Here is a 19,053-nt window from a genome sequence, read left to right as displayed (position 1 = left end):
CAGAGTGTGCGAGCCGGGTCATTCGGCGATCAGGAATGTGAAATGTTATTCGGCGGCGATGTCGGCGGCAGGAACGTCCGTCGGCTTGTCGGCCGAAATCGGTGTCCGCAGTGCCTCCGGTAGCCAGCCGGTGCCTTCAAGCAGCCGCTCGGCAGCCTGCGCCATCTCGGTCTTTTTCAGATGCGCGATGCGGTTAGCAGTCTCGTCACCCCGCGCCTCCCGCACGGCTTCAAGGATGCGCGCCTTGGTGACGCGGCCGAGATAGTTCTCCACCGTCGCCTGCCAGCCCGCTTCGGCCAAGTCGAGCCTGAGCGCGGTGGCAAGACGGTCGGCTCGGGCCACCCGCTCGGAGACGCTGCGCTGCGACACCGCACCATAGGGCGGCATCCGCTCGTAAAGCGCGTTGACGCCGAAAGACAGGCAATGGGCCAACAACGCCAGGCGGCTGGTGTCGTCCAGCCGGTCGAGCCACAGCCAGAGCGCCTCCTCGTCCTCCGGCAGATCATGCTTCCAGCCCTCGTCGCGCTGGCGTAGGGCGAGCGCCGGAATGCTGCCCGGCATATCCGGCGCATGCACCCGCAGCGGGATGTCCCGGACATACGCTTCCAGGCAGTCGGCACCCGAGACCCGCCAGTAGAGATCGCGCACCAGCGTATGGAGCAATTCCGTCAGCGCGACATGCGGATTGCCGGCGAACGCGTCCCGCAGCGCCAGCGTGCGCCAGGCCGTCAATTCCATCAGCAGGCTGTCAGACAATGGCTTCAGCCCGTCTTCCTCCTCGGGCTCGTTCTCGAATCCCTCTTCGCCTTCCACGGTTCTGGAGGCCAGGTCGCTCTCTTCCCCGCCGTCATGGGCGATCGGCTCGTCGCCGCCGTTGAACGTGGCATTCTCGTCCTCGGGCGTTGCCGGCATGTCTTCCGACCGGACGAAGCCGCGTTCCACCAGAAGAGTGCCGTCGCTGTCGAGGCTGATGAAGGCCCCGGCATGGGCCATCTCGGCCGGATCGAAAGTGACGGGGCGCGTTTCCAGGGTCTCTAGATCCTGTTCGATCTCACCCAGCCGGGCATCGATCTTATCGGGGTACTCGTCGGCCTGAGCGTACTCCGCCTGGATTTCCTCCTGCTCCACGCGCAGGGCCTCGAGCCGGGCCAGTTCGTCCTCAGCAATGGCGACCGGACGACCTTCGATTTCGCCGAACGCGCGCGTATGACCCCAGGGGAAGGTCAGCGCCGTTTCGACCCACTTCCAGCCTTCGGCGCGAATTTCGGCGGCCGCGGCTCCCAACCTGTCCATGACTAGCCGGTCGAGCAGGGCGGGATCGTTCAGCCAGCCGCCATCATCGGCCTCGAACAGATCACGCATGACATGACCGCCGGCGGCGACATAGGCATCGAGCCCGACAAAGCGGGCGCGGACATCGGACGCGCGCACCGTCTTTTCGGTCAGCATCCGGCGGATCAGATAGGGCTCGCGGTTGTGGCTACCCGACAGAATCTCCCAGATTTGCTCCTGACGCGCAGGGTCGTCGCTGATCGAAAACGCGATCACCTGGTCGAGCCGCATGCCGTCTTCCCCGTAGACGGCGAGCAACTTTTCCGAGACGGTCATCAGGCGCAGGCGCTGCCTGACGACGGTGACCGGGACCAAGAACGCGGCGGCGATTTCCTCCTCCGATAGGCCCTTTTCCAACAGGGTCCGGAAGGCGCGGAACTGGTCAAGCGGATGCAGGGAGACCCGCTGGACGTTCTCGGCCAGGGAATCGTCCTCGGCCAGGATAGGCGATCCGGCCTCGCGCACGACACAGGGGATCGGCGCCGTCTTGTTCAGCCTCTTCTGCTTGACCAGCAGTTCCAGGGCGCGGAAACGACGCCCGCCTGCCGGCACCTCGAACGTGCCGGTTTCCGCGCCGTCCGCGTCGAGAACCGGCCGCACATTGAGGCTCTGCAACAGCCCGCGCCGCGCGATGTCGGCGGCCAGTTCGTCGATCGACTGCCCGGCCTTCACCCGGCGGACATTGGACTGCGACAGCACCAACCTGTTGAAGGGAATGTCACGGGACGGACTGAGGGTGATTTTCTGGATGGCGCTTGCCATGGCGCGAAACTCCGCGACGGCCGGCCGGAAGACCCTCTCCCAGCCTCGAAATCCGTCGCGAAACCTTCTCCTGCCCTCTTCCTCTGCCCCGGGGTCACATCCCATCACACGCGTCGAGGAACAGGTCCATCTGCCCTATCCTGTGTGGGTCAATCAGAGTCGTTAGGCTGGGCGATAGGGCAATACGATACGGGAAGCATCGTTTCTGATACCTCCACGGGCGGCGGCGAAACACAGGTCCGCAATGGATCCTACCTAGTGATTAGCCTCGCTTTTCTGTTGCGGCTGTGACGGGACGAAAGTGCGCTACTACCCTTTTCGGAATCGGCCATGACACTGACCCGCGCCGGCATGAGCAAAGCCTTCGTCGCCGCGGTTCTCCAGGATTCTCTCGACTGCACCGGCGTTGCCGCGACCTAAGCCGCCGAGGATCTGGTTGGAGCCATTGTCGCCGGACTGGAGCAGGAGGGCGGGTTCAATTTGCCGTCCTTTGGGACGTTCACCGCCCACAACATTCAGGCCCGCAAGACTTCCAATGCGAATAAGTATGCTGAGAGCCGATCACCCCTAAATTTTGCGGGCCGGCCAGGATGATCGTCCACCGTCACCCACGGGTCCCGGACCGTCCTGAGAACGACCTGCGAGGCAAGAAACGGACCGCGAGGGCTTGGTTGGCCGATCAAGCGGCAGAGTGTGATCGATGAAACCTGGTGCGATGGTACGGTCGAGGGTTTCCTGGTCTCCGGTGCTCCAGAAATCATCGAACCTCTTAGCCGCGTCGATCATCCCAGCCCGTGGCGATTGCAATGGCTGGATACGCACGATGGCCTGCTCGAAACGTGACGGATTACCGGCGTGGTGGCAAGCGCGATCGCCATGGTGAGTAGAAAAGGCATACGCATGGCTCAGCCGATTGCGCCGCCCCCGTCGACGCGCACCGTGGAGCCTGTCGCAAACGGGGTTGTCAAAAGGAACATGACCGCATTGGCGATATCCTCCGGCTGGCCTACGCGCTTGGCCGGTAAGCGCCCGGCGGCGCCTTCGAACATTGCACGTCTCTTTTCGGCATCCATACCCGACCAAAGAGGCGTCTCGATCAGCCCAGGTGACACGGCATTGACCCGAACTGGTGACAGTTCCAGCGCAAGGCCGCGAGCGAGCCCCTCAAGAGCGGCGTTGATCGCGCCCTGAAGCACCGACGTGGCCGACGGCCGCACGCTGAGGAAGCCGGATACGAAAGTCAGGCTACCAGCGGGGACGATCTGCGCCGCTCGTGCCACCTGATACGCACCCCAGAACTTGCTCTCCATGGCCGCACGGGCATCATTGAGCGAAAGCCCTCGAACCGGGCCACTCGGCGTCTTCGCTGCGGAGATCACTACATGATCCCAAGGTTCCGGTCCTTGAAAGAAGGCTTCAACGTCGATCTGGTTCTGTGTATCCAACACAGCAGTTCCAACGCCGACGCCGATCTGTGCCGCTGCGGCAGCAAGCTTTTCCGCTGATCTGGAGGCGATCGTGACCCGTCCGCCGACAGCGGAAACCACTTTGGCGGTCGCCAGGCCAATACCGGAGCTGCCGCCCACAACCAGAACGCGCTTGTTCTTCAGAATATCGGACAATCTGTAACTCCTCAGTCGTGTTATCGGCACTTCCGCCATCAGGCCGAACCGGCAGGGAACCCAACATCAAACTCAAATGATCAAGGGCCGATGCGCGCGCTTTTCGAGCACATGGCGGGCGATCTATCCCGTTCGGGCAAGCCACACGTCATCCCTGCTTCTTACAAAGATCAGGAAGCGACTCAGTGCTCGGACGCCCCCGCCCAACCATTCGATGCGATCATTGTGCCTGATCACGTTCCTGCGTCGCTGTGTATAGCGCGGAAAGGCCTGGAACCATGTCCGTCAACCCTCTCAAGTAAACCACGCTGAACCCTATACTGTTCTCCATTCCGTGGACTAGGATGCAAAAACGTGAATGACTCTCTCCGCTCAGGAGATAATAAGGCCATGCTGAACGATCTCGTCGATCTACGGATTTTCGCGCGCGTGGCGCTGCATGGCAGCCTGACGGCGGCCGCACGGGACTTGGGACTCGCGTTAAACGTGGTTAGCAAGCGACTTGCAGCACTTGAACAACGGACAAGTACAGTTTTGATTGTCCGCAGTACCCGCAAGTCCCATCTTACCATGGAGGGGAAGGCGCTTCTTGAGCGCGTACAACGCATTCTCGTCGAAGTCGACGAGGCGGAGACACTTTTGGCGGAGGGAAGAGCGGAGCCGCATGGCTTGCTGCGTATCGGTGCTCCTGCTGCGCTGGGGCGCAGGATTGTCCGTCCGCTTTGCGGCGAATTGACCCGCCAATGGCCAAATTTGGCCATCGACCTGTCTTTGAGTGATCGGGTCAGCAGTCTGATCGACGAGTCGCTTGATGTGGTTATTCGCATTGGGTCCGTCACGGATTCTTCAATGATCGCGCGCAAACTCGTTGATAGCCATAGGATCATCGTGGCGTCGCCTGATTATATCTCGCGTCGAGGGATGCCTAAGACGCCGTATGAGCTTTCGGGGCATGATCTGCTTCTCTATGGACGCACCGCACGGTGGGCGTTACATGGCCCCCGGCAAGAACTGGCGGATATCTCAGTAACATCCCGTCTTCACACGAATAGCGGTGACGTCGCACATGAATGGGCGCGCGATGGGCTGGGCATTACACTGAAATCTGAAATCGACGTCGCCGGCGACCTCTTCTCCGGGCGACTGGTTCATGTTTTGCCTGACTGGAAAAGCGACGCAGCTCCTGTCTGCGCGCTTTATCCGGCCGGACGTCATGTATCACTGCGCCTACGTGTCTTTCTGGACGCAGTCACGGGACGACTTCGTCTAGCGCAAGGCGCTTTAGAAATTTAAAGCGCAATGATGACCAGGGCCGCGAAACTGCAATTTGACTATTCGATATCTCAGCCGATGCAGCATTGCCCGCACGCGCGCATGTCGCCCCCCGACTTCTTGTTCTGGGAGCGATCGGTGACGGCGCCCGCGTGCCTGCCGGTTGAATAAAGCATAACACGCTGAGCTGAAGGCTCCAGTTCGGGCCGCAGCGGATCAGCAGCATGACGGTTCGGTACGCTGGGGCCGAATACCTGTGTATAACTGTCGAGCCATTCAGATTGCACTTCCCGTATTGACAATGACACGCCCGCGAATTCTTCCGTCCATTAGGTCGCAAGCTGCGTCGGGAACATCGGCGAGCGCGATTTCAGTTGTCATTGTGTCCAGAAGATGCGGGTCGAGCAGTTCAGCCAGTCGATTCCACGCTGTTATTCGGCGTTCGCGCTGACAGTAGACGCTGTCGATCCCTATCAGCGACACTCCGCGCAGGATAAAGGGCGCCACCGTCACCGGGAAATCCATACCAGCGGCGAGACCGCACGCCGTTACCACGCCCCCTGTTGCCATGCCTGCGCATATATTGGCCAGCACTCGTCCGCCCGCGACATCAACCGCCCCCGCCCAGCGCGCCTGCGCCAGAGGCTTGCCCGGTTGCGTGAATTCGTCGCGCGGCAGGATCGCAGCCGCCCCCAGCGCGGTGAGATAAGCGCCTTCTTCGGACCGACCGGTGATTGCCTCGACGGTGTAGCCGAGCCGGGAGAGCAACATCACTGCAATGCTGCCCACACCGCCGGAAGCACCCGAAACTGCGATCGGTCCCCTGTTTGGCCGGATGCCCCCACGTTCCAACGCCATGACAGAGAGCATGGCGGTGTAACCCGCCGTCCCAATTGCCATCGCCTGCCGGGTCGAAAGACCGTCCGGCAGAGGGACAAGCCAGTCCGCGCGCACACGTGCGCGACCGGCCAGCCCCCCCCAATGCTTCTCGCCTACGCCCCAACCGTTCAGCACCACCTGGTCACCCGGCGATAGGGCGGGATCGGTGGACCGCACGACGGTCCCAGCAAAATCGATCCCTGGAACCATCGGGAACTTCCGGACGATCGGTCCTCGACCTGTGATCGCCAGCGCGTCTTTGTAGTTCAAGGTGGACCATTCGATTTGCACCGTCACATCACCATCCGGCAATGCGTCCTCGTCCAGCCGGCGAATATCGACCCGCTGTTTTCCTGCCTCGTCCTTTTCGATCAGCAGAGTCTGAAATTGTGATGTCATAAACATTCTCCCCATTAGACCGATTGTCTATAAAATGACGTTCATCTTCCGGCGCCGGTAACGACGATGCCTACGGGGCCAAGATCAGCCTGATGAATCCGTCCTCAAAGTCCCGAAGCGGCGCGGCACTGCGTTCCAGTCGTGCGCGCAGGACGGCTCCTTCCCATCCAGTCCAGAAGAACCGTGCCCAGTCGCACGCGCGGATGGGATCGACCAGCAGCAGGCACGCCGTCAGCCGCTCTTCCCATCCTCTCATTACGTCACGGAGCGCCGTCCGATACTCATCCGGCAAGGCCACCAGTTCCTGCCCGAGATTGCCGACAAGGCACCCACGTCGGAACCCATGTCGCTCCATGCCCTGGCACGCATCCCCGATAAAGTTCTGAAGCCGTTCGACCGGTTCGGTCTTCTCCTCCTTCAACCAGCGATCGAGTTTCGCATTGAAGTAGGCGGCATAAGCGTCGATCAGAACCAGACCGAACGCCTCCTTGCTAGAAAAATAGTAGTAGAATGACCCCTTCGGCACCTGCGCCCGTGTCAACAGCTCCTCAAGACCGGAGGCCACAAAGCCCTTTTCGGTCAGGGCCGCGACGCCCTCCCGGATCAGTCTCTGCCGGGTCAGAGAATAGCCGTCGTTCGATTTCGGAGGGCGGCCACGGCGCCGTTGCTGAACCATTGAGGTCATGGCGCATTTTATAGACCGATCGTCTTTTAAATGAAGTGGCCTTCTCCACCGGGACCTTCACATCGTCGTCAACGACCGTCCATAACGACGGAGATCGGCCGTTGCTCACCGTGACATGAGACATCCGGTTTCGACATAGGACCCTGACCCCTTCCGAAACCGGTGTGCGCGTCTCCCCAGTGCTTCAGCGCCATGATGACCGGCTCCAGACTCCGGCCACGCTCGGTCAGACTATATTCCACCTTCGGCGGCACTTCGGCATAGACCGTGCGCAGAACGAACCCATCGTGCTCCAGTTCACGCAACTGCGCCGTCAACATGCGCTGTGTGACGTTTGGAAAACGCTTTCGGAGCGCGTTGAAGCGCATCGTTCCTTGCAGAAGATGGAAGAGAATCACCCCTTTCCACTTCCCATCGATGAGTTCGAGCGTCGCTTCCACGGCGCAGCCGGGGCTGCAATCAAGTTGCTTGTGACGAATGCGGGGCATAGCGGTATCATTTCCGATACTATGGGCGTTATATGTGCGTTCTTGCGAATACTTAGCATAGCGCTTCACCCTTGCTCCATTCAACGATGGAGCGGACATCATGCGCGCTGTTGGCTATCAAGCTCCCCTGCCGATCAACAACCCTAACTCATTGCAAGATATCGAACTCACGAAACCCGTACCGACCGCAAAAGACCTGCTGGTCGAAGTCCGGGCTGTTTCGGTCAATCCTGTCGATACGAAAGTCCGGGCGAGCGCCACACTTGCCCCCGGCCAATGGCGTGTTCTCGGCTGGGACGCCGCGGGCATCGTGACGGCGACGGGGCCGGAGGTCCGTAATTTCGCGGTTGGCGATAAAGTTTTCTATGCCGGCTCTCTCCATCGCCCAGGAACGAACTCACAGTTCCATTTGGTCGATGAACGGATCGTTGGCCACATGCCGAAATCGCTAGACTGGGCGCAGGCTGCTGCGCTCCCGCTGACCGCGATCACGGCATGGGAGATGCTGTTCGACCGGCTTGATATCCGGCGACCTGTTCCCGGCAACGCCGCATCCGTGCTGATCGTCGGAGGTGCAGGAGGCGTCGGCTCAATCGCGATCCAGTTGGTCCGTGCGTTGACCGACCTCACAATCATCGCCACCGCATCGCGCCCTGAGACACAGGAATGGGTCCGCATCCTGGGCGCGCATCACGTGATCGACCATCGGAGTTCCCTGGCCGGACAGGTGGCGCGCCTTCCGACCGAAGCTCCCGGCTTCGTCTTCTGCACTACGCATACGGACCAGCACTTCGCCGACACCGTGGAGTTGCTCGCGCCCCAGGGCCGCTTGGGACTGATCGACGACCCGCAGGAGCTCGACGCGCTGCCGCTCAAGCACAAGAGCCTATCGCTGCATTGGGAAGTGATGTTCACACGCCCCATGTTCGAAACGTCCGACATGGCCGAACAAGGCAAATTGCTGAACGAGATCGCGGCACTCGTGGACAGTGGGCGCATCCGCACGACGCTGGGCGAGAACTTCGGTCCGATCAACGCGGACAATTTGCGCTGCGCGCACGCCCTGATCGAAAGCGGGCGGGCGAAGGGAAAAATCGTTCTCACAGGTTTCGGTGAGTAAGTAGGATCTACATGATACTGTTTCCAGGGCGCCATGATCTAGGGCACTCCCCTCAGGCCGGTCCCGACGTCCGTTTATGAGGACGATAATCGGCGCCCGATCGGCCCCTACTTTTATGCGAGCAGAGAGGACGAGTTGCGACGCTGTTCGAATGCAGGCGAGCAGTACCGGACAATTCTCCGACCAGGCGCGGCGCTCGGCGACACGGTGCGCAACGCGATGAACATCGCATCCGTGCCCGGTGCCTACGCTGCGCGTGTGAATGCGTCGCTACCGGATAGGCTCTCCGTCAAAAAGGTTACGAGGGGCTGAATGAGATTGACCGCGGCACCGTCTTCGCCAAGCACGACGATCTCCGTCATTGGTAAAGCAGGCCAGTGTTCGGGTGCCTGAAGGATTTGCATGCCGGGCTGAACAAAAGATCGGCCCAGCAAGGTGACCCCCAATCCGCCTGAGACAGCAGCCTGTACTCCCATCAGGCTACTCGCAGTGGCCACGATCATCCACTCGCGACGAACCGCGTCGAGGGAGGACACCATGAGTTCGCGATAGCTGCAGGGCCGAGGCAACATCACGAGTCGCGCGGGCTTTGAGAAGTCTAGTTCGTAGTCGGCCGCAGCCATCCAGACGAGCGGCTCTCGCCAGATGATCCGACCACGCTGCGCAGGGCCGTCACGCTTCGCAATGACCGCGTCGAGTTTTCCCGCGTCATAAGCATCGAGGAGATCGCGGCTCAGGGCCGTGGCCAGATCGATCACGACGCCGGGGTAAAGGCGCGAGAACCGCGCCAAAAGTCTCGGGAGTTGCCCGGGGATGAAGTCCTCTGAGATGCCGAGCCTCAGCGTCCCGATAGCGGTCGGTTCACGGAATTCGCGCATTGCGCGGTCGTTGGACTCCAACATCTGCCGGGCCACCACGAGCAACCGCTCGCCAGCGGGCGTGAGGCTCAACGACCGGCTCGTTCGATTGAAGACCTTTCGATCAACGAGTTGCTCAAGGCGCAGGACTTTCTGGCTTACGGCCGACTGTGATCGGCCGACAACATCGGCAGCCGCTGTGTAGCTTCCTGTCTCAGCCACGGCGACAAACGCGCGCAGCAGATCGATCTCCAAATCCGGATAGGACATGATCAAGTCGCTTTTCTACTAGCTTCGATAAATAGTATGCGTTTCCCTTCTTAAAAGCAACGTGAAACAGTCACAGAGCTCGGTCCGAAGCAAGTAGGCAAGGAGGCCATCGTGCAAAATATGAATATCGTGCGCGTCCAAGGGGGACGCGACCATTTCCTTCGGGGGAACCTCGCCCTCGTAGGCACCGTTGCCGTACGAGCGGCACTTTACCGGCGCTACCGCAGGGCGGTCGACGCATCCACCCGGAAAATTCCCAACAGTCATATGCGCCAACGCGATCAGCGAGCGCCGAGGTTTCATCATGCGCGCTTCTATATTCCCCAGTCCAGCCACAGCCCCGCTGATAATTGAAGGCGGCCGTGCCTCGTCGGGACCTCGCTTAAAAGCCATTCTGGCACTCATTGCCGCTATCCTGATCTGGGGCGCCAACTGGCCGGTCATGAAGGCCGGTCTCAACCACGTCTCCCCACTCTGGTTCTCAGCCCTTCGCTTTTCTACCGGCGCTCTCTGCCTATTTTCCGTTCAAGCCGTTCAAGGGCGCTTGCGAATTCCGCGCCGTGGCGATTGGCCCTTCATCGCTTCGATCGGCTTGCTGCAAATGATGAGCTTCACAGCGCTCGGCGCGATCGCGATGACTCATCTGCCGGCGGGCCGATCCGCCATTTTGAGTTACACCACACCGATCTGGGTCGCTCCGGCCGCGATCGCCTTCTTCGCCGAGCGCGCAACGCGGTGGCGCATCTTGGGGATCTGCTTGGGCCTGATCGGCGTGCTTGCGCTCATCAACCCGTTCACAATCGATTGGACGAACAAGGCGATCCTGGGCGCCAACGCAATGTTGCTCATCGCGGCGGGATGCTGGGCGTTCTGCATCCTGCACTTGCGCCACTTCAAGGCGAGTTCGTCTGCATTTGATTTGGCGCCCTGGCAGATGACGCTGGCCGCGGCCGTTCTCGTTTCAGGGGCCAGCTTCTCAGAGGGCCGGTTCACCGGAGACGGCTCGGTTACCTTCTGGGCATCGGCCTTGTTCGTTGGCCCCCTGGCTACGGCATTCTGCTTCTGTGCCGTGAACGCGGCCAGCACCTGGCTACCGGCGACGACGATGTCGATGGCAATGCTGGGAGTGCCGCTGACGGGCGCGGCGCTGTCGGTCGCTATGCTCGGCGAAGCGCTGACGCCATCCTTGCTAGGCGGTACGTTGGCCATTGCAGCGGGTATCGCCGTAAGCGCAATCCCAACAAGAAGTAGGGGCGATCGACTCTCCGAAGGGAGCAATCAGGTACTGGATGCGGTCGCGCTAGCGCCCGCCTCCGCTAGCTCGTTACGGCGGGAGGCGGCCGAATCATGACCGACAAGGCAGAGCATCCGCGCCGTGCCCTGCTGCCTGGCTGGCAGGCGACATTCGGTCCGTTTCGGATCGTACCCGCCCGCAAGCAACTCCTGCTCGGCGAACGCGTGGTCCAGTTGGGCGGTCGCGCCTACGACCTCCTACAGCTTCTGGTTGAGAACGCCGGAGAGTTCGTTGACAAGCAGGCTCTGTTCGACCGAGCCTGGCCAAACTTCGCCATCGAAGAGACGAGTCTCCGCACGGCAATGACCGCCGTGCGCAAGGTACTGCGTGAGGACGGCTCCGGTCGGAACTACATTGAGACGGATCCCGGTCGAGGTTACCGTCTAGCGGTCGACGTCGCGCTCGACACTGGAACGTCACCGCTGAGGGGCTTACCACGCCCCCCTGCACGAGTTATCGGGCGAGACGCCGTTGTTGCTGCCTTGGTAGCCGAATATCTGCAGCGAAGGCTGGTCACCATTGTTGGCCCAGGAGGTATCGGCAAAACGACTGTCGCTCTGTTGACAGCGAGTCAAATCGCCAATGCACAGCGATTCGATGCGGTGACATTCGTCGACTTTTCGATGCTGCATGATCCGATGTTGGTACCTCACGTTATACGTTCGGCTCTTGATCATACCGGTAAATGTGACGACGGCTGGGACGCTCTTCGGGCGGCAGTCGCGCATCAAAGTCGATTGCTGCTGCTCGACGGTTGCGAGACAGTGCTTCCGGTAATCAGGGCTGAATTGCCGCGCCTTCTCGACAGCGCACCGGGGCTCGCGGTCTTGGCGACCAGCAGAGAACCACTCAGCGCTCCAGGCGAGCGGGTATGGCGACTCGCTCCCCTTTCGACGCCAGCGCCCTATGCTCCACTCACCGTCGACGAGGCACTCCACTATTCAGCGGTGGAGCTGTTTGTAGACCGAGCGCGAAGAGCGTCCAGCCGCTTCGAATTGACCGATACGAACGTCGTCCAGGTGGCGAGTATCTGCCGTCGGCTCGACGGCCTTCCGCTGGCGATAGAGCTAGCGGCGGGGCGCCTTGATGGATTCGATGTGACGGAGTTCGCATCCGAACTGACCGACTATTTTCGCTTGCATATGCCTGGACGTAGCGCTGCGCCGCTTCGGCATCGCACGCTTCGGGCGACGCTTGATTGGAGCCATGACGCGCTCTCTTCGCGCCAGCGGATACTCCTTCGCCGTCTCTCGATTTTTTGTGGAATCATTACCGCTGAAAAGGTGCGAGATGTCGTTTCCGACGGCCAACTTCCGGAATCGGAAGTGAGCACTCTCGTGGAGAGCCTCGGCGCGAAGTCACTGCTGAGTGCCGGCCCTGATGAAGCCCGCGGTCAGTATATTTTTCTTGGGACTACAAGGGCCTACGCGCTGGAGAAGCTGGAAGAGGCTGGCGAAACTAACACCTTCGCTCTCCGCCACGCCCGGTATGTCGCGGACACTCTCCGGAAGATGGCTGCTTCGCCGGAGCAAAAAGGGTCGAAGTGGCTGAATTTCTGTGTGCAAATGATCGACGAGATTGGCTGCGCGCTCGATTGGTTAGCGAGTCGAGCGCACCTGTCGAAACTCACCCTGGAGCTGACATTGGCGTCGCTTCCGGTGTGGACCCGTCTCGGGCATTATACAGAGGCGATAAATCGTCTGCGGAATACTAATCGCTTTACAACGACGCTGCAGGATCTGGGAACCTCAGCGGCAATCCGGCGCGAATTCTCCACTCATCGTAGAGCAGTTTCCATGATTCCGCACGAGAGTCAGGCGCAGGCTGCGGGTACTGCCGGGCAGCTTGATGGTCAACGAATGACGGACGTCACCTTCGGCCCATTCCGCTTGAACCGCTCGCACCGACAACTCTATTGCTCTGACAAGCCGGTCCGGCTTGGTGATCCGTCCTATAAGGTCCTCGAAATCTTGGTCGACCGCCCCGGCGAGACAATCGACAATTTAACGCTGATCGAAAGCGTATGGGGCTCGCTTAACGTCGACGACTCAAATCTCCGACATGCAGTTGCGGCGCTTCGGCGGGCGCTGGCCAAGGCAGGCTGTGAACGGACGTACGTGACAACTGTACCGCGTCGTGGGTATCGTTTTTGTGAACCCGTTTCGCCCAGTCCTCCTACGGCGGTCCGGCGATGGACGCCGGCTCCAACCCCGGATGTCGTCGGCCGGACAGATTTGGTCGCAGATCTGGTCGAGGATCTCCGGACCAACCGTCTCATCAGCGTGGTTGGCGCCGGCGGAATGGGCAAGACGACAGTAGCGCAATGCGTCGCCCGTAAAACATTAGAGCGCGGATATGTTGACTACGTCGCCTTCGTGGACCTAGCTCCCGTCAGGACGCGCGATGACCTTCTGGGCGCAGTCCTCCGGGACCTGGGTGTCAGCGCGTCGGGGGACGACCCATGGATGAATTTGGAGCGCTTCCTCGACTCTCGGCGGATGCTGGTCGTAGTGGATGGCTGCGATCATGTAATCGAACGTGTCGCGCCCATCGTCGAAAATATCCTGTTGATCAGTTCCAACATCCGTCTCCTCTGCACGAGCCGGGAGCCGCTGCGCGCCGCGGATGAGCATCGGTGGCGCCTGAAGGGCCTTCCCGTCGCATCGGAAATGGACGGTCTGACCGCTATCCGCGCAATAGAGTTCGCCGCAGTGGAACTCTTTGTCGAACGTGCCAAGATCAGCAATCCCAACTTCCAGTTCACGAACGGCTCTGCACCCTACGTCGCATTTATTTGTCGGCGCCTCGACGGTTGTCCGCTGGCGATCGAGTTGGCGGCGGCCCGTATGGACGTGTTCGAACTGCCCGCGCTTGCACAACTCGTGGATAGTCCGTTCCTGCTCCAAATGCAGAAATGTAATGGCGCTTCGTCGAGGCATGTCTCGTTGGCAGCGACTTTAGATTGGAGCTTTAAGGCGCTTAGCCTCAAGGAGCGAATCGTGCTACGGCGCTTAGCTGTGTTCAACGGGCCTTTTACCTTCGACGCGGCACGTCAGGTCGCTGGCTTCGGCGAGGTCAGGATGATCGAGGTGAGCGACATCGTGGCACAGCTTGCTGCGAAGTCGCTCGTCGACTCGGACGCCGATGGCGTCCACGGACGCCGGCGGCTTTGCCATACGGTTCGAATTTATGCTGGTGAAAAACTCGACCAGAGCGGCGAGCGGGAAGTAGTGGCGCGTCGTTATGAACAATGCGATGGAACGAACATGGTGGCCTCGTGGAGCGCAACGGCTCTCGCGGGAGTGTCTCCTTAGCTATTTTGATAACGGAACGACGATGGGCGGCAGGAGCCGGCCCTGCAATGCCCGACTCACCGTGATATGGCACACTGGGACCACAACGACGTTGGCGAGTCAAAATAGGATCGGCGCCACCTAGACGACGCTTCCGTTGTCGCCGAGCGCGATGAGGCGGAGCGGTGCCGGTGCCGGTGCCGGTGCCGGTGCCGGTGCCGGTGCCGCAGCGCCGAAGGTGAACGCCCAGTAGGACTGGCGCAAGCGGCTCGTCAAGAATCCACGGAAGTAATCGCAATAGCACCAGCACCTGCAGGATGCCGTAGCCGATCATCGCATGAGCGAAGAGCGGCGAAGCTGCTGGTGCGACCGCGATCAGGGCGAGAACCCCGACGACGGGGGTCTTCCCGCCACGGTCGGCAAGTAGAGCAGCAGCCAGGCGACGTGCGAGTAAGTTGCTACCCTACCCGTCACCAGCATGCTCGCAACACCGATAAGGCCGGTGAAGCAACATTGGACGGGATGCATGATCTCCGCCCGCGCCGCCTCACGAGCGACGATCTATTTGCTGACATAGCGGACCGCAAGAACCAGCCAGACAAGGCTCGAGAGCAACATGAGCGTCTCGCTTGGCCATAAGAGCACGCGCGGCAATGGAATCTGGACCTCACCGATTTCACGCTGCTGGAACGGCGGGGCGATGCAGCCCTGGTCTATGGCCTCATCTGTGCGTTCTGGCGGGCGGATTACGGATTGTGCGACATTCCCACGACGGACGCTTTTCTCATCCCTCGCCATGAAGACGTCTGCCAGCTCGCTCTGGGATTCTCCATCCAGGGGGGCCCACACGGCACCCGGCGGCTGGTGACGGAAACGCGTGTGTTCTGCGTCACGAACCGGGTCAAGCGCCGCTTCACGCCCTATTGGTTTCTGATGTGTCCGGTCAGCGGCCTAATTCGCCGTCGCATGTTCACGGCCATCCGGGAGCAGCCAGAGTCTCCGCCCTCGCGTCACCCGCGCTCAGCACTGCCATGAAGCTTTATCATTACCCCGCCGCGCAGGATCCATGGCGTGTAAGCTTCTTCATCACCGAGAAAGGGCTGACGATCCCGAGCGTTATGGTCGATCTGGCCAAGCCCGGGCGGTTCGCGCCCACGTTCCGCGTTCTCAATCTCTTCTGCGCTATTCCCGTTCTGGAAACTGGACGACGGCACCACGATCAGCGAGGTATCTGTCATCTCCCGTTATCTGGTGGCACTGCTGCGGCGCAATCGATCGCTCGATGGTGCCTTTGACAATCTCGATGCGACGAGCTCACAAGCCGAAACCATGCCAGAGGGCTAACATCAATGAAGTTGGACGTGCAGAGCGGCGTGGCCAATATTCTTACCGAGCTGGCCAAACTGGGCCACCCCTTCGTCGCATATCACGCGGTGGTCGAAAGAACTGAACTAGCTTGTCCAGGTGCGCCGCCGCGAATCGCCGTTCGCGCAGAACTAGGATGCTCAATCCGAGGTCCAGCGCCCTGAATCGGTGGTTGCCCGGTGGTAGCCACAGCCAAAAACGACGAAAGCCGCCTTGCGGCGGCTTCCTCGTATCCGACTGATTTTCCTTGGAAAATCTGGAGCGGGCGATGGGATTCGAACCCACGACCCCAACCTTGGCAAGGTTGTGCTCTACCCCTGAGCTACGCCCGCATCCTTGGGTGAGCGGTCGTTTAGAATAGTCTCGAGAGGGACGCAAGAGGCGGCGGCGCAGTTTCTTTCAAAAATATCGCCGCCCCCGATTTTTTTGAGGCTTTTCCTAGATTCCCGGCAGTTCATTTGCGGTGACGACGCGCCATGTCGCGTCGTGTCGCTCAAGAATCGTGAGGGACAGATTCTGGATGGAGAAGTGGAGGGCTGTGTCGGCGTGGACGCGCAGCGCGTGCGAGAGCGCCGCTCGGATCGCGCCGCCGTGACTGACCAGCACCATGTCGCGTCTGGCGTTGCGGTCGGCGAGTCTGTCCAGCGTCGCGCCGACGCGCGCGCAGACATCAACCATGCTTTCGCCGCCCGGCGGTCGTTCGACGGCCGACGTGGACCAGAACCTGTGCGCGGGCAGCGTCAGTCGCTCCGGCAGGTCCTGGTGCGGCAGGCCCTGCCATTCGCCCAGTTCCTGTTCCAGAATGCCGGGTTCGATCGTGATGGCGCGTTCGCCGTAACCCGCGGTCTGCACGGTTTCAGCGGTCTGGAGCGCTCTCGACAGTGGAGAAGAATACCACAGCGCGTCCTGCGGCAGTCGCCGTGCGAGAGCCTCGTACATCGGTTGCTGCGCCACCAGGCTGTCCGGGCAGAGTGGCACGTCCATCGCGCCGTAGAGCAGCGCTCGGGCGTTTTGCTCCACCAGCGCGTGGCGGATCAGCCAGAAGCGGGTGACGCCCGGCTCCAGCTTTGGCGCGTCCAGAAAATGGCCGTGGTTTTTCTGTCCCTCCGGCAGGGAAGCGCCCGTCTGTCCGGTCATCAGGTCTCTCTCCGTAATCCTCAGCGTATCAGGGGAAGGTAACGGCGCGTTGCGCCGGAGCATAGCCGGGGGAGGGGTTCGCGGCGGCGATACGTGACCAGTGTCGACGGATAAGCCCGATTTTGGCGATGACGGTCCGGGCGTCCGCGATCTCCCGCGCCATGCGTCGATCAACCCCGAGTCCTTCGTGGGACGGTTCGCCCGATACGAGTCTTGCGCCCGCTGAAAGCCTGAGCGCCCCTGCGGGCGCGCCTCCGAGGGCTGCGTCCGGCGTGGCGACGGGTTGTCCGATGTGGCATTGCCGTGCGGCGAGGCCGGACCGGCGTTCGGCCTCGTCCGGGGCGAACGCCGGGCTGAGATCGGCGTTCAGCCAGTGGTACACGCGCCGGGCGTCCGCGACGTCGAGCGGTCTAAACGACGTGCTCGCGTCCCCGGCGTCTGGTTGATCCGGCGCCTTGACCTGAAAACACAGGATGGTCGCCAGATCGTCCCACTGGTCAGGAATGCGCGGACGCTCAAGCGCAGGGGGAGGAACGAGGCGCACGTCCTCGGATTCCTCGATGGCGGCGTGCGCGGCGTCGAGGAACAGCGCCAGACGACGGCGCGCTTCGGCGGCCGGGACCGCTTTGAAAGCGGCCATCTCGGCTATGGCCGCGCTCCAGCGTAGAAGCAGGCCGTGATTCGCATGCTTCGACAAGGATGAAGCTGCGGCGCAATCTGGCCATTCGATATGACTGGCGTAGGACCCCAGTCCTTCTGGCAGCGGCAGTCCTTCGAGCCGCGCCCGCCATTGCTTCGGCAGTAGCAGAGCGCCGCAGAAAGGCGGTCCGGTCATGAATTTCGACCCGGTGATCATGACTGCCCGACCTGCCGCGACCCAGCTTCCGATGCGTTCTGGCATCAGGCGGGCCTGACAGGCGTCGACGACGACGTCGAACAGATCACCGAACGTCCGTGACAGTCGGTCCAGCGTCGCCTCGTCGGGCGCTTTCAAGCCGGTCTTTGACAGGTCGAGCTGGTGCAGCAGAACCCTGCGCCCTCTGGCGACTGCTTCGCGGGTCAGTCGTTCGCAGCGTTCGGCGACCTGTTCCGTGGGGATGCACGCGCCGTCCGCGTCGCGTAGGGCGATCGTAAGGACTTCGACGGCGGGTTCTTCGGGGGGCGTGATCGTGGAGGCGAAGCCGGGGACAGGCTCGCCTTTTTCGACGGCGACGCCCTGCGCCGTGTCGAGAGCGAAATGACGTCCTGCGGCGGCGAGCGGCACGCCGCTTCCGGTCTCCTCCGGGGCGATCAGGATGTTGGTCACCGGCTTGTGGTCGCTCGCGCGCATTGCGATCGCCAGCGCGGCCAGTTCGCAGTCTGTGCCCGAAGGCGACAGGATGACGTCGGCGCCGTCGGGCAGGTCGTAATATGACGCCAGATAAGCGCGCGTCCAAATGGCGAGATCCGATAGGGCCGCGTCCGCGCGGTCGTGGAGGAGCGCCCGTTGCAGGTTCAGACGCGCAGTCTCGGCGCCAGCGAAGCCGCGCTCCGAGACCGAGGAGGCTGTGGATGACGCGAAGGTGACAGCCCAGGGGCGGGGGCGATGCGAACACCCGTAATGGTTGAGGCCGGTCTGCGGGTCGAGTTGAAGGCGTGCGTCGCCGCCGGCGGCCATCAGGGTTTCAGCGGGACCGATCAATGGCCACGACCGTTGCAGCCACAAATGCAGGTCGGTCACGGCGGCCGCAGTCAGGTGGCCCGGCGCCTGCGAAGTGGTTGTCAAATCGTGCGAGAGAAAGCTGCGCAGGCTGCGCCAGATGGACGCCAGAACCGGCTCGTCCGGGGGGGTGTCCTCGACAAGGGGCGCGAGCCAGCCTGACCAGGCGTCGCTTGCGTGCGATCGGGGGCGCTCTCCTGCTTCAGAAGCGTCAAGGCGGAGAAAAAGCGCTGCGACGCGCGCGGCGGCGAAGCTGGCGCGAATCATGGTGCGCTGTGTCAACCGCTCGTCTGCATCCGACAGCAGCGCCGCGAGTTCGAGGGCATGGCGGAGTGTGAATGCTTGACGGCGAGCGCTCGCGGCGCCGACGGCTCCGCCGATCGCGATGTTCAGCGCGCTGTCGAGCCGAAAAGGGAGGTCGAGCGCGGGCTCGAGGCTGACCTGCCGGTTTCGGGCGATAACCGCGAGATCGGGGCGTTCAAGCGCTGCCAGCAGCGCGCTGGTTTGATGGTCCGCAAGCATAGTGGAGTTCATCTACCATTAAGCGACGTTCAACCCTGACATATATTTGGTTAATGA

15 protein-coding genes, 1 tRNA gene and 1 pseudogene are annotated in these 19,053 nt (G+C 61.6%); 6 read left to right on the top strand and 11 right to left on the bottom strand.

Annotation, left to right across the window (positions count from 1 at the left end; genetic code table 11):
• Positions 1-45: 45 nt before the first annotated feature.
• A complete protein-coding gene (locus G442_RS21440; RefSeq protein ID WP_035376337.1) occupies positions 46-2,094 on the bottom strand; it encodes a ParB/RepB/Spo0J family partition protein in 2,049 nt (682 codons plus the stop codon).
• Between the two features lie 351 nt (positions 2,095-2,445).
• On the opposite strand from G442_RS21440, the pseudogene G442_RS25015 reads away from it, so the two are divergent.
• Together G442_RS25015 and G442_RS25010 are read left to right on the top strand one after the other, a co-directional pair.
• Positions 2,446-2,631, top strand: a pseudogene (locus tag G442_RS25015) (HU family DNA-binding protein); the annotation flags it as partial.
• A gap of 156 nt (positions 2,632-2,787) precedes the next feature.
• Entirely contained in the window at positions 2,788-2,937 is a 150-nt protein-coding gene (locus G442_RS25010) for a hypothetical protein (RefSeq protein WP_154660359.1), read from the top strand.
• A 62-nt stretch (positions 2,938-2,999) separates the two neighbouring features.
• On the opposite strand, the gene G442_RS0108215 is transcribed toward G442_RS25010, so the two are convergent.
• A complete protein-coding gene (locus G442_RS0108215) occupies positions 3,000-3,716 on the bottom strand; it encodes an SDR family oxidoreductase (protein ID WP_026397611.1) in 717 nt (238 codons plus the stop codon).
• Positions 3,717-4,106: 390 nt separating this feature from the next.
• On the opposite strand from G442_RS0108215, the gene G442_RS0108210 reads away from it, so the two are divergent.
• Positions 4,107-5,009, top strand: coding sequence for a LysR family transcriptional regulator (locus G442_RS0108210; RefSeq protein WP_026397610.1), 903 nt, complete (start codon positions 4,107-4,109; stop codon positions 5,007-5,009).
• Between the two features lie 255 nt (positions 5,010-5,264).
• On the opposite strand, the gene acuI is transcribed toward G442_RS0108210, so the two are convergent.
• From acuI to G442_RS21430, 3 genes are all read right to left on the bottom strand, one after another.
• The gene (gene acuI / locus G442_RS0108200; RefSeq protein ID WP_035376336.1) at positions 5,265-6,266 is read right to left on the bottom strand and encodes an acrylyl-CoA reductase (NADPH); all 1,002 of its coding nucleotides are present in this window, start codon (positions 6,264-6,266) and stop codon (positions 5,265-5,267) included.
• Between the two features lie 70 nt (positions 6,267-6,336).
• Positions 6,337-6,951 carry an acrylate utilization transcriptional regulator AcuR gene (acuR, locus tag G442_RS0108195; protein WP_026397607.1) on the bottom strand — a complete coding sequence of 205 codons (615 nt, stop codon included), beginning with the start codon at positions 6,949-6,951 and terminating at the stop codon, positions 6,337-6,339.
• 68 nt (positions 6,952-7,019) lie between these two features.
• On the bottom strand, positions 7,020-7,439 hold the full coding sequence (locus G442_RS21430) for a winged helix-turn-helix transcriptional regulator (protein WP_146882339.1): 420 nt from the start codon (positions 7,437-7,439) through the stop codon (positions 7,020-7,022).
• Between the two features lie 100 nt (positions 7,440-7,539).
• Between G442_RS21430 and G442_RS0108185 the strand changes: the two genes are divergently transcribed.
• Positions 7,540-8,559 carry a zinc-binding alcohol dehydrogenase family protein gene (locus G442_RS0108185; RefSeq protein WP_026397606.1) on the top strand — a complete coding sequence of 340 codons (1,020 nt, stop codon included), beginning with the start codon at positions 7,540-7,542 and terminating at the stop codon, positions 8,557-8,559.
• A gap of 245 nt (positions 8,560-8,804) precedes the next feature.
• Here G442_RS0108185 and G442_RS0108180 read toward each other — a convergent pair whose 3' ends face one another.
• Positions 8,805-9,686, bottom strand: coding sequence for a LysR substrate-binding domain-containing protein (locus tag G442_RS0108180; RefSeq protein ID WP_026397605.1), 882 nt, complete (start codon positions 9,684-9,686; stop codon positions 8,805-8,807).
• Between the two features lie 304 nt (positions 9,687-9,990).
• On the opposite strand from G442_RS0108180, the gene G442_RS21425 reads away from it, so the two are divergent.
• Together G442_RS21425 and G442_RS23915 are read left to right on the top strand one after the other, a co-directional pair.
• Positions 9,991-11,037, top strand: a complete 1,047-nt coding sequence (locus G442_RS21425; RefSeq protein WP_084440438.1) for a DMT family transporter — start codon at positions 9,991-9,993, stop codon at positions 11,035-11,037.
• Entirely contained in the window at positions 11,034-14,294 is a 3,261-nt protein-coding gene (locus G442_RS23915) for a winged helix-turn-helix domain-containing protein (protein ID WP_051292095.1), read from the top strand. Before G442_RS21425 ends, G442_RS23915 begins: the two co-directional genes overlap by 4 nt.
• A gap of 540 nt (positions 14,295-14,834) precedes the next feature.
• Here G442_RS23915 and G442_RS25875 read toward each other — a convergent pair.
• The 5 genes from G442_RS25875 to G442_RS0108140 form a co-directional block, all read right to left on the bottom strand.
• Positions 14,835-15,071: a hypothetical protein gene (locus G442_RS25875; protein WP_026397603.1), complete on the bottom strand. Its 237-nt coding sequence runs from the start codon at positions 15,069-15,071 to the stop codon at positions 14,835-14,837.
• Positions 15,072-15,283: 212 nt separating this feature from the next.
• The gene (locus G442_RS25870) at positions 15,284-15,511 is read right to left on the bottom strand and encodes a hypothetical protein (protein ID WP_026397602.1); all 228 of its coding nucleotides are present in this window, start codon (positions 15,509-15,511) and stop codon (positions 15,284-15,286) included.
• Positions 15,512-15,895: 384 nt separating this feature from the next.
• A tRNA-Gly gene (locus tag G442_RS0108150) sits at positions 15,896-15,970 on the bottom strand.
• Positions 15,971-16,076: 106 nt separating this feature from the next.
• Positions 16,077-16,775 (bottom strand): histidine phosphatase family protein, encoded by a 699-nt coding sequence (locus tag G442_RS0108145; protein WP_051292094.1) that lies wholly within the window; start codon positions 16,773-16,775, stop codon positions 16,077-16,079.
• A gap of 28 nt (positions 16,776-16,803) precedes the next feature.
• The gene (locus G442_RS0108140; protein WP_264800503.1) at positions 16,804-19,008 is read right to left on the bottom strand and encodes a hypothetical protein; all 2,205 of its coding nucleotides are present in this window, start codon (positions 19,006-19,008) and stop codon (positions 16,804-16,806) included.
• Between the last annotated feature and the right edge of the window lie 45 nt (positions 19,009-19,053).

Source organism: Acetobacter nitrogenifigens DSM 23921 = NBRC 105050 (assembly GCF_000429165.1).
In the GTDB taxonomy this organism is placed as follows: domain Bacteria; phylum Pseudomonadota; class Alphaproteobacteria; order Acetobacterales; family Acetobacteraceae; genus Acetobacter; species Acetobacter nitrogenifigens.
The sequence above is the reverse complement of the archived record's forward strand: the minus strand, read 5'-3'. Positions and strand labels throughout refer to the sequence as shown.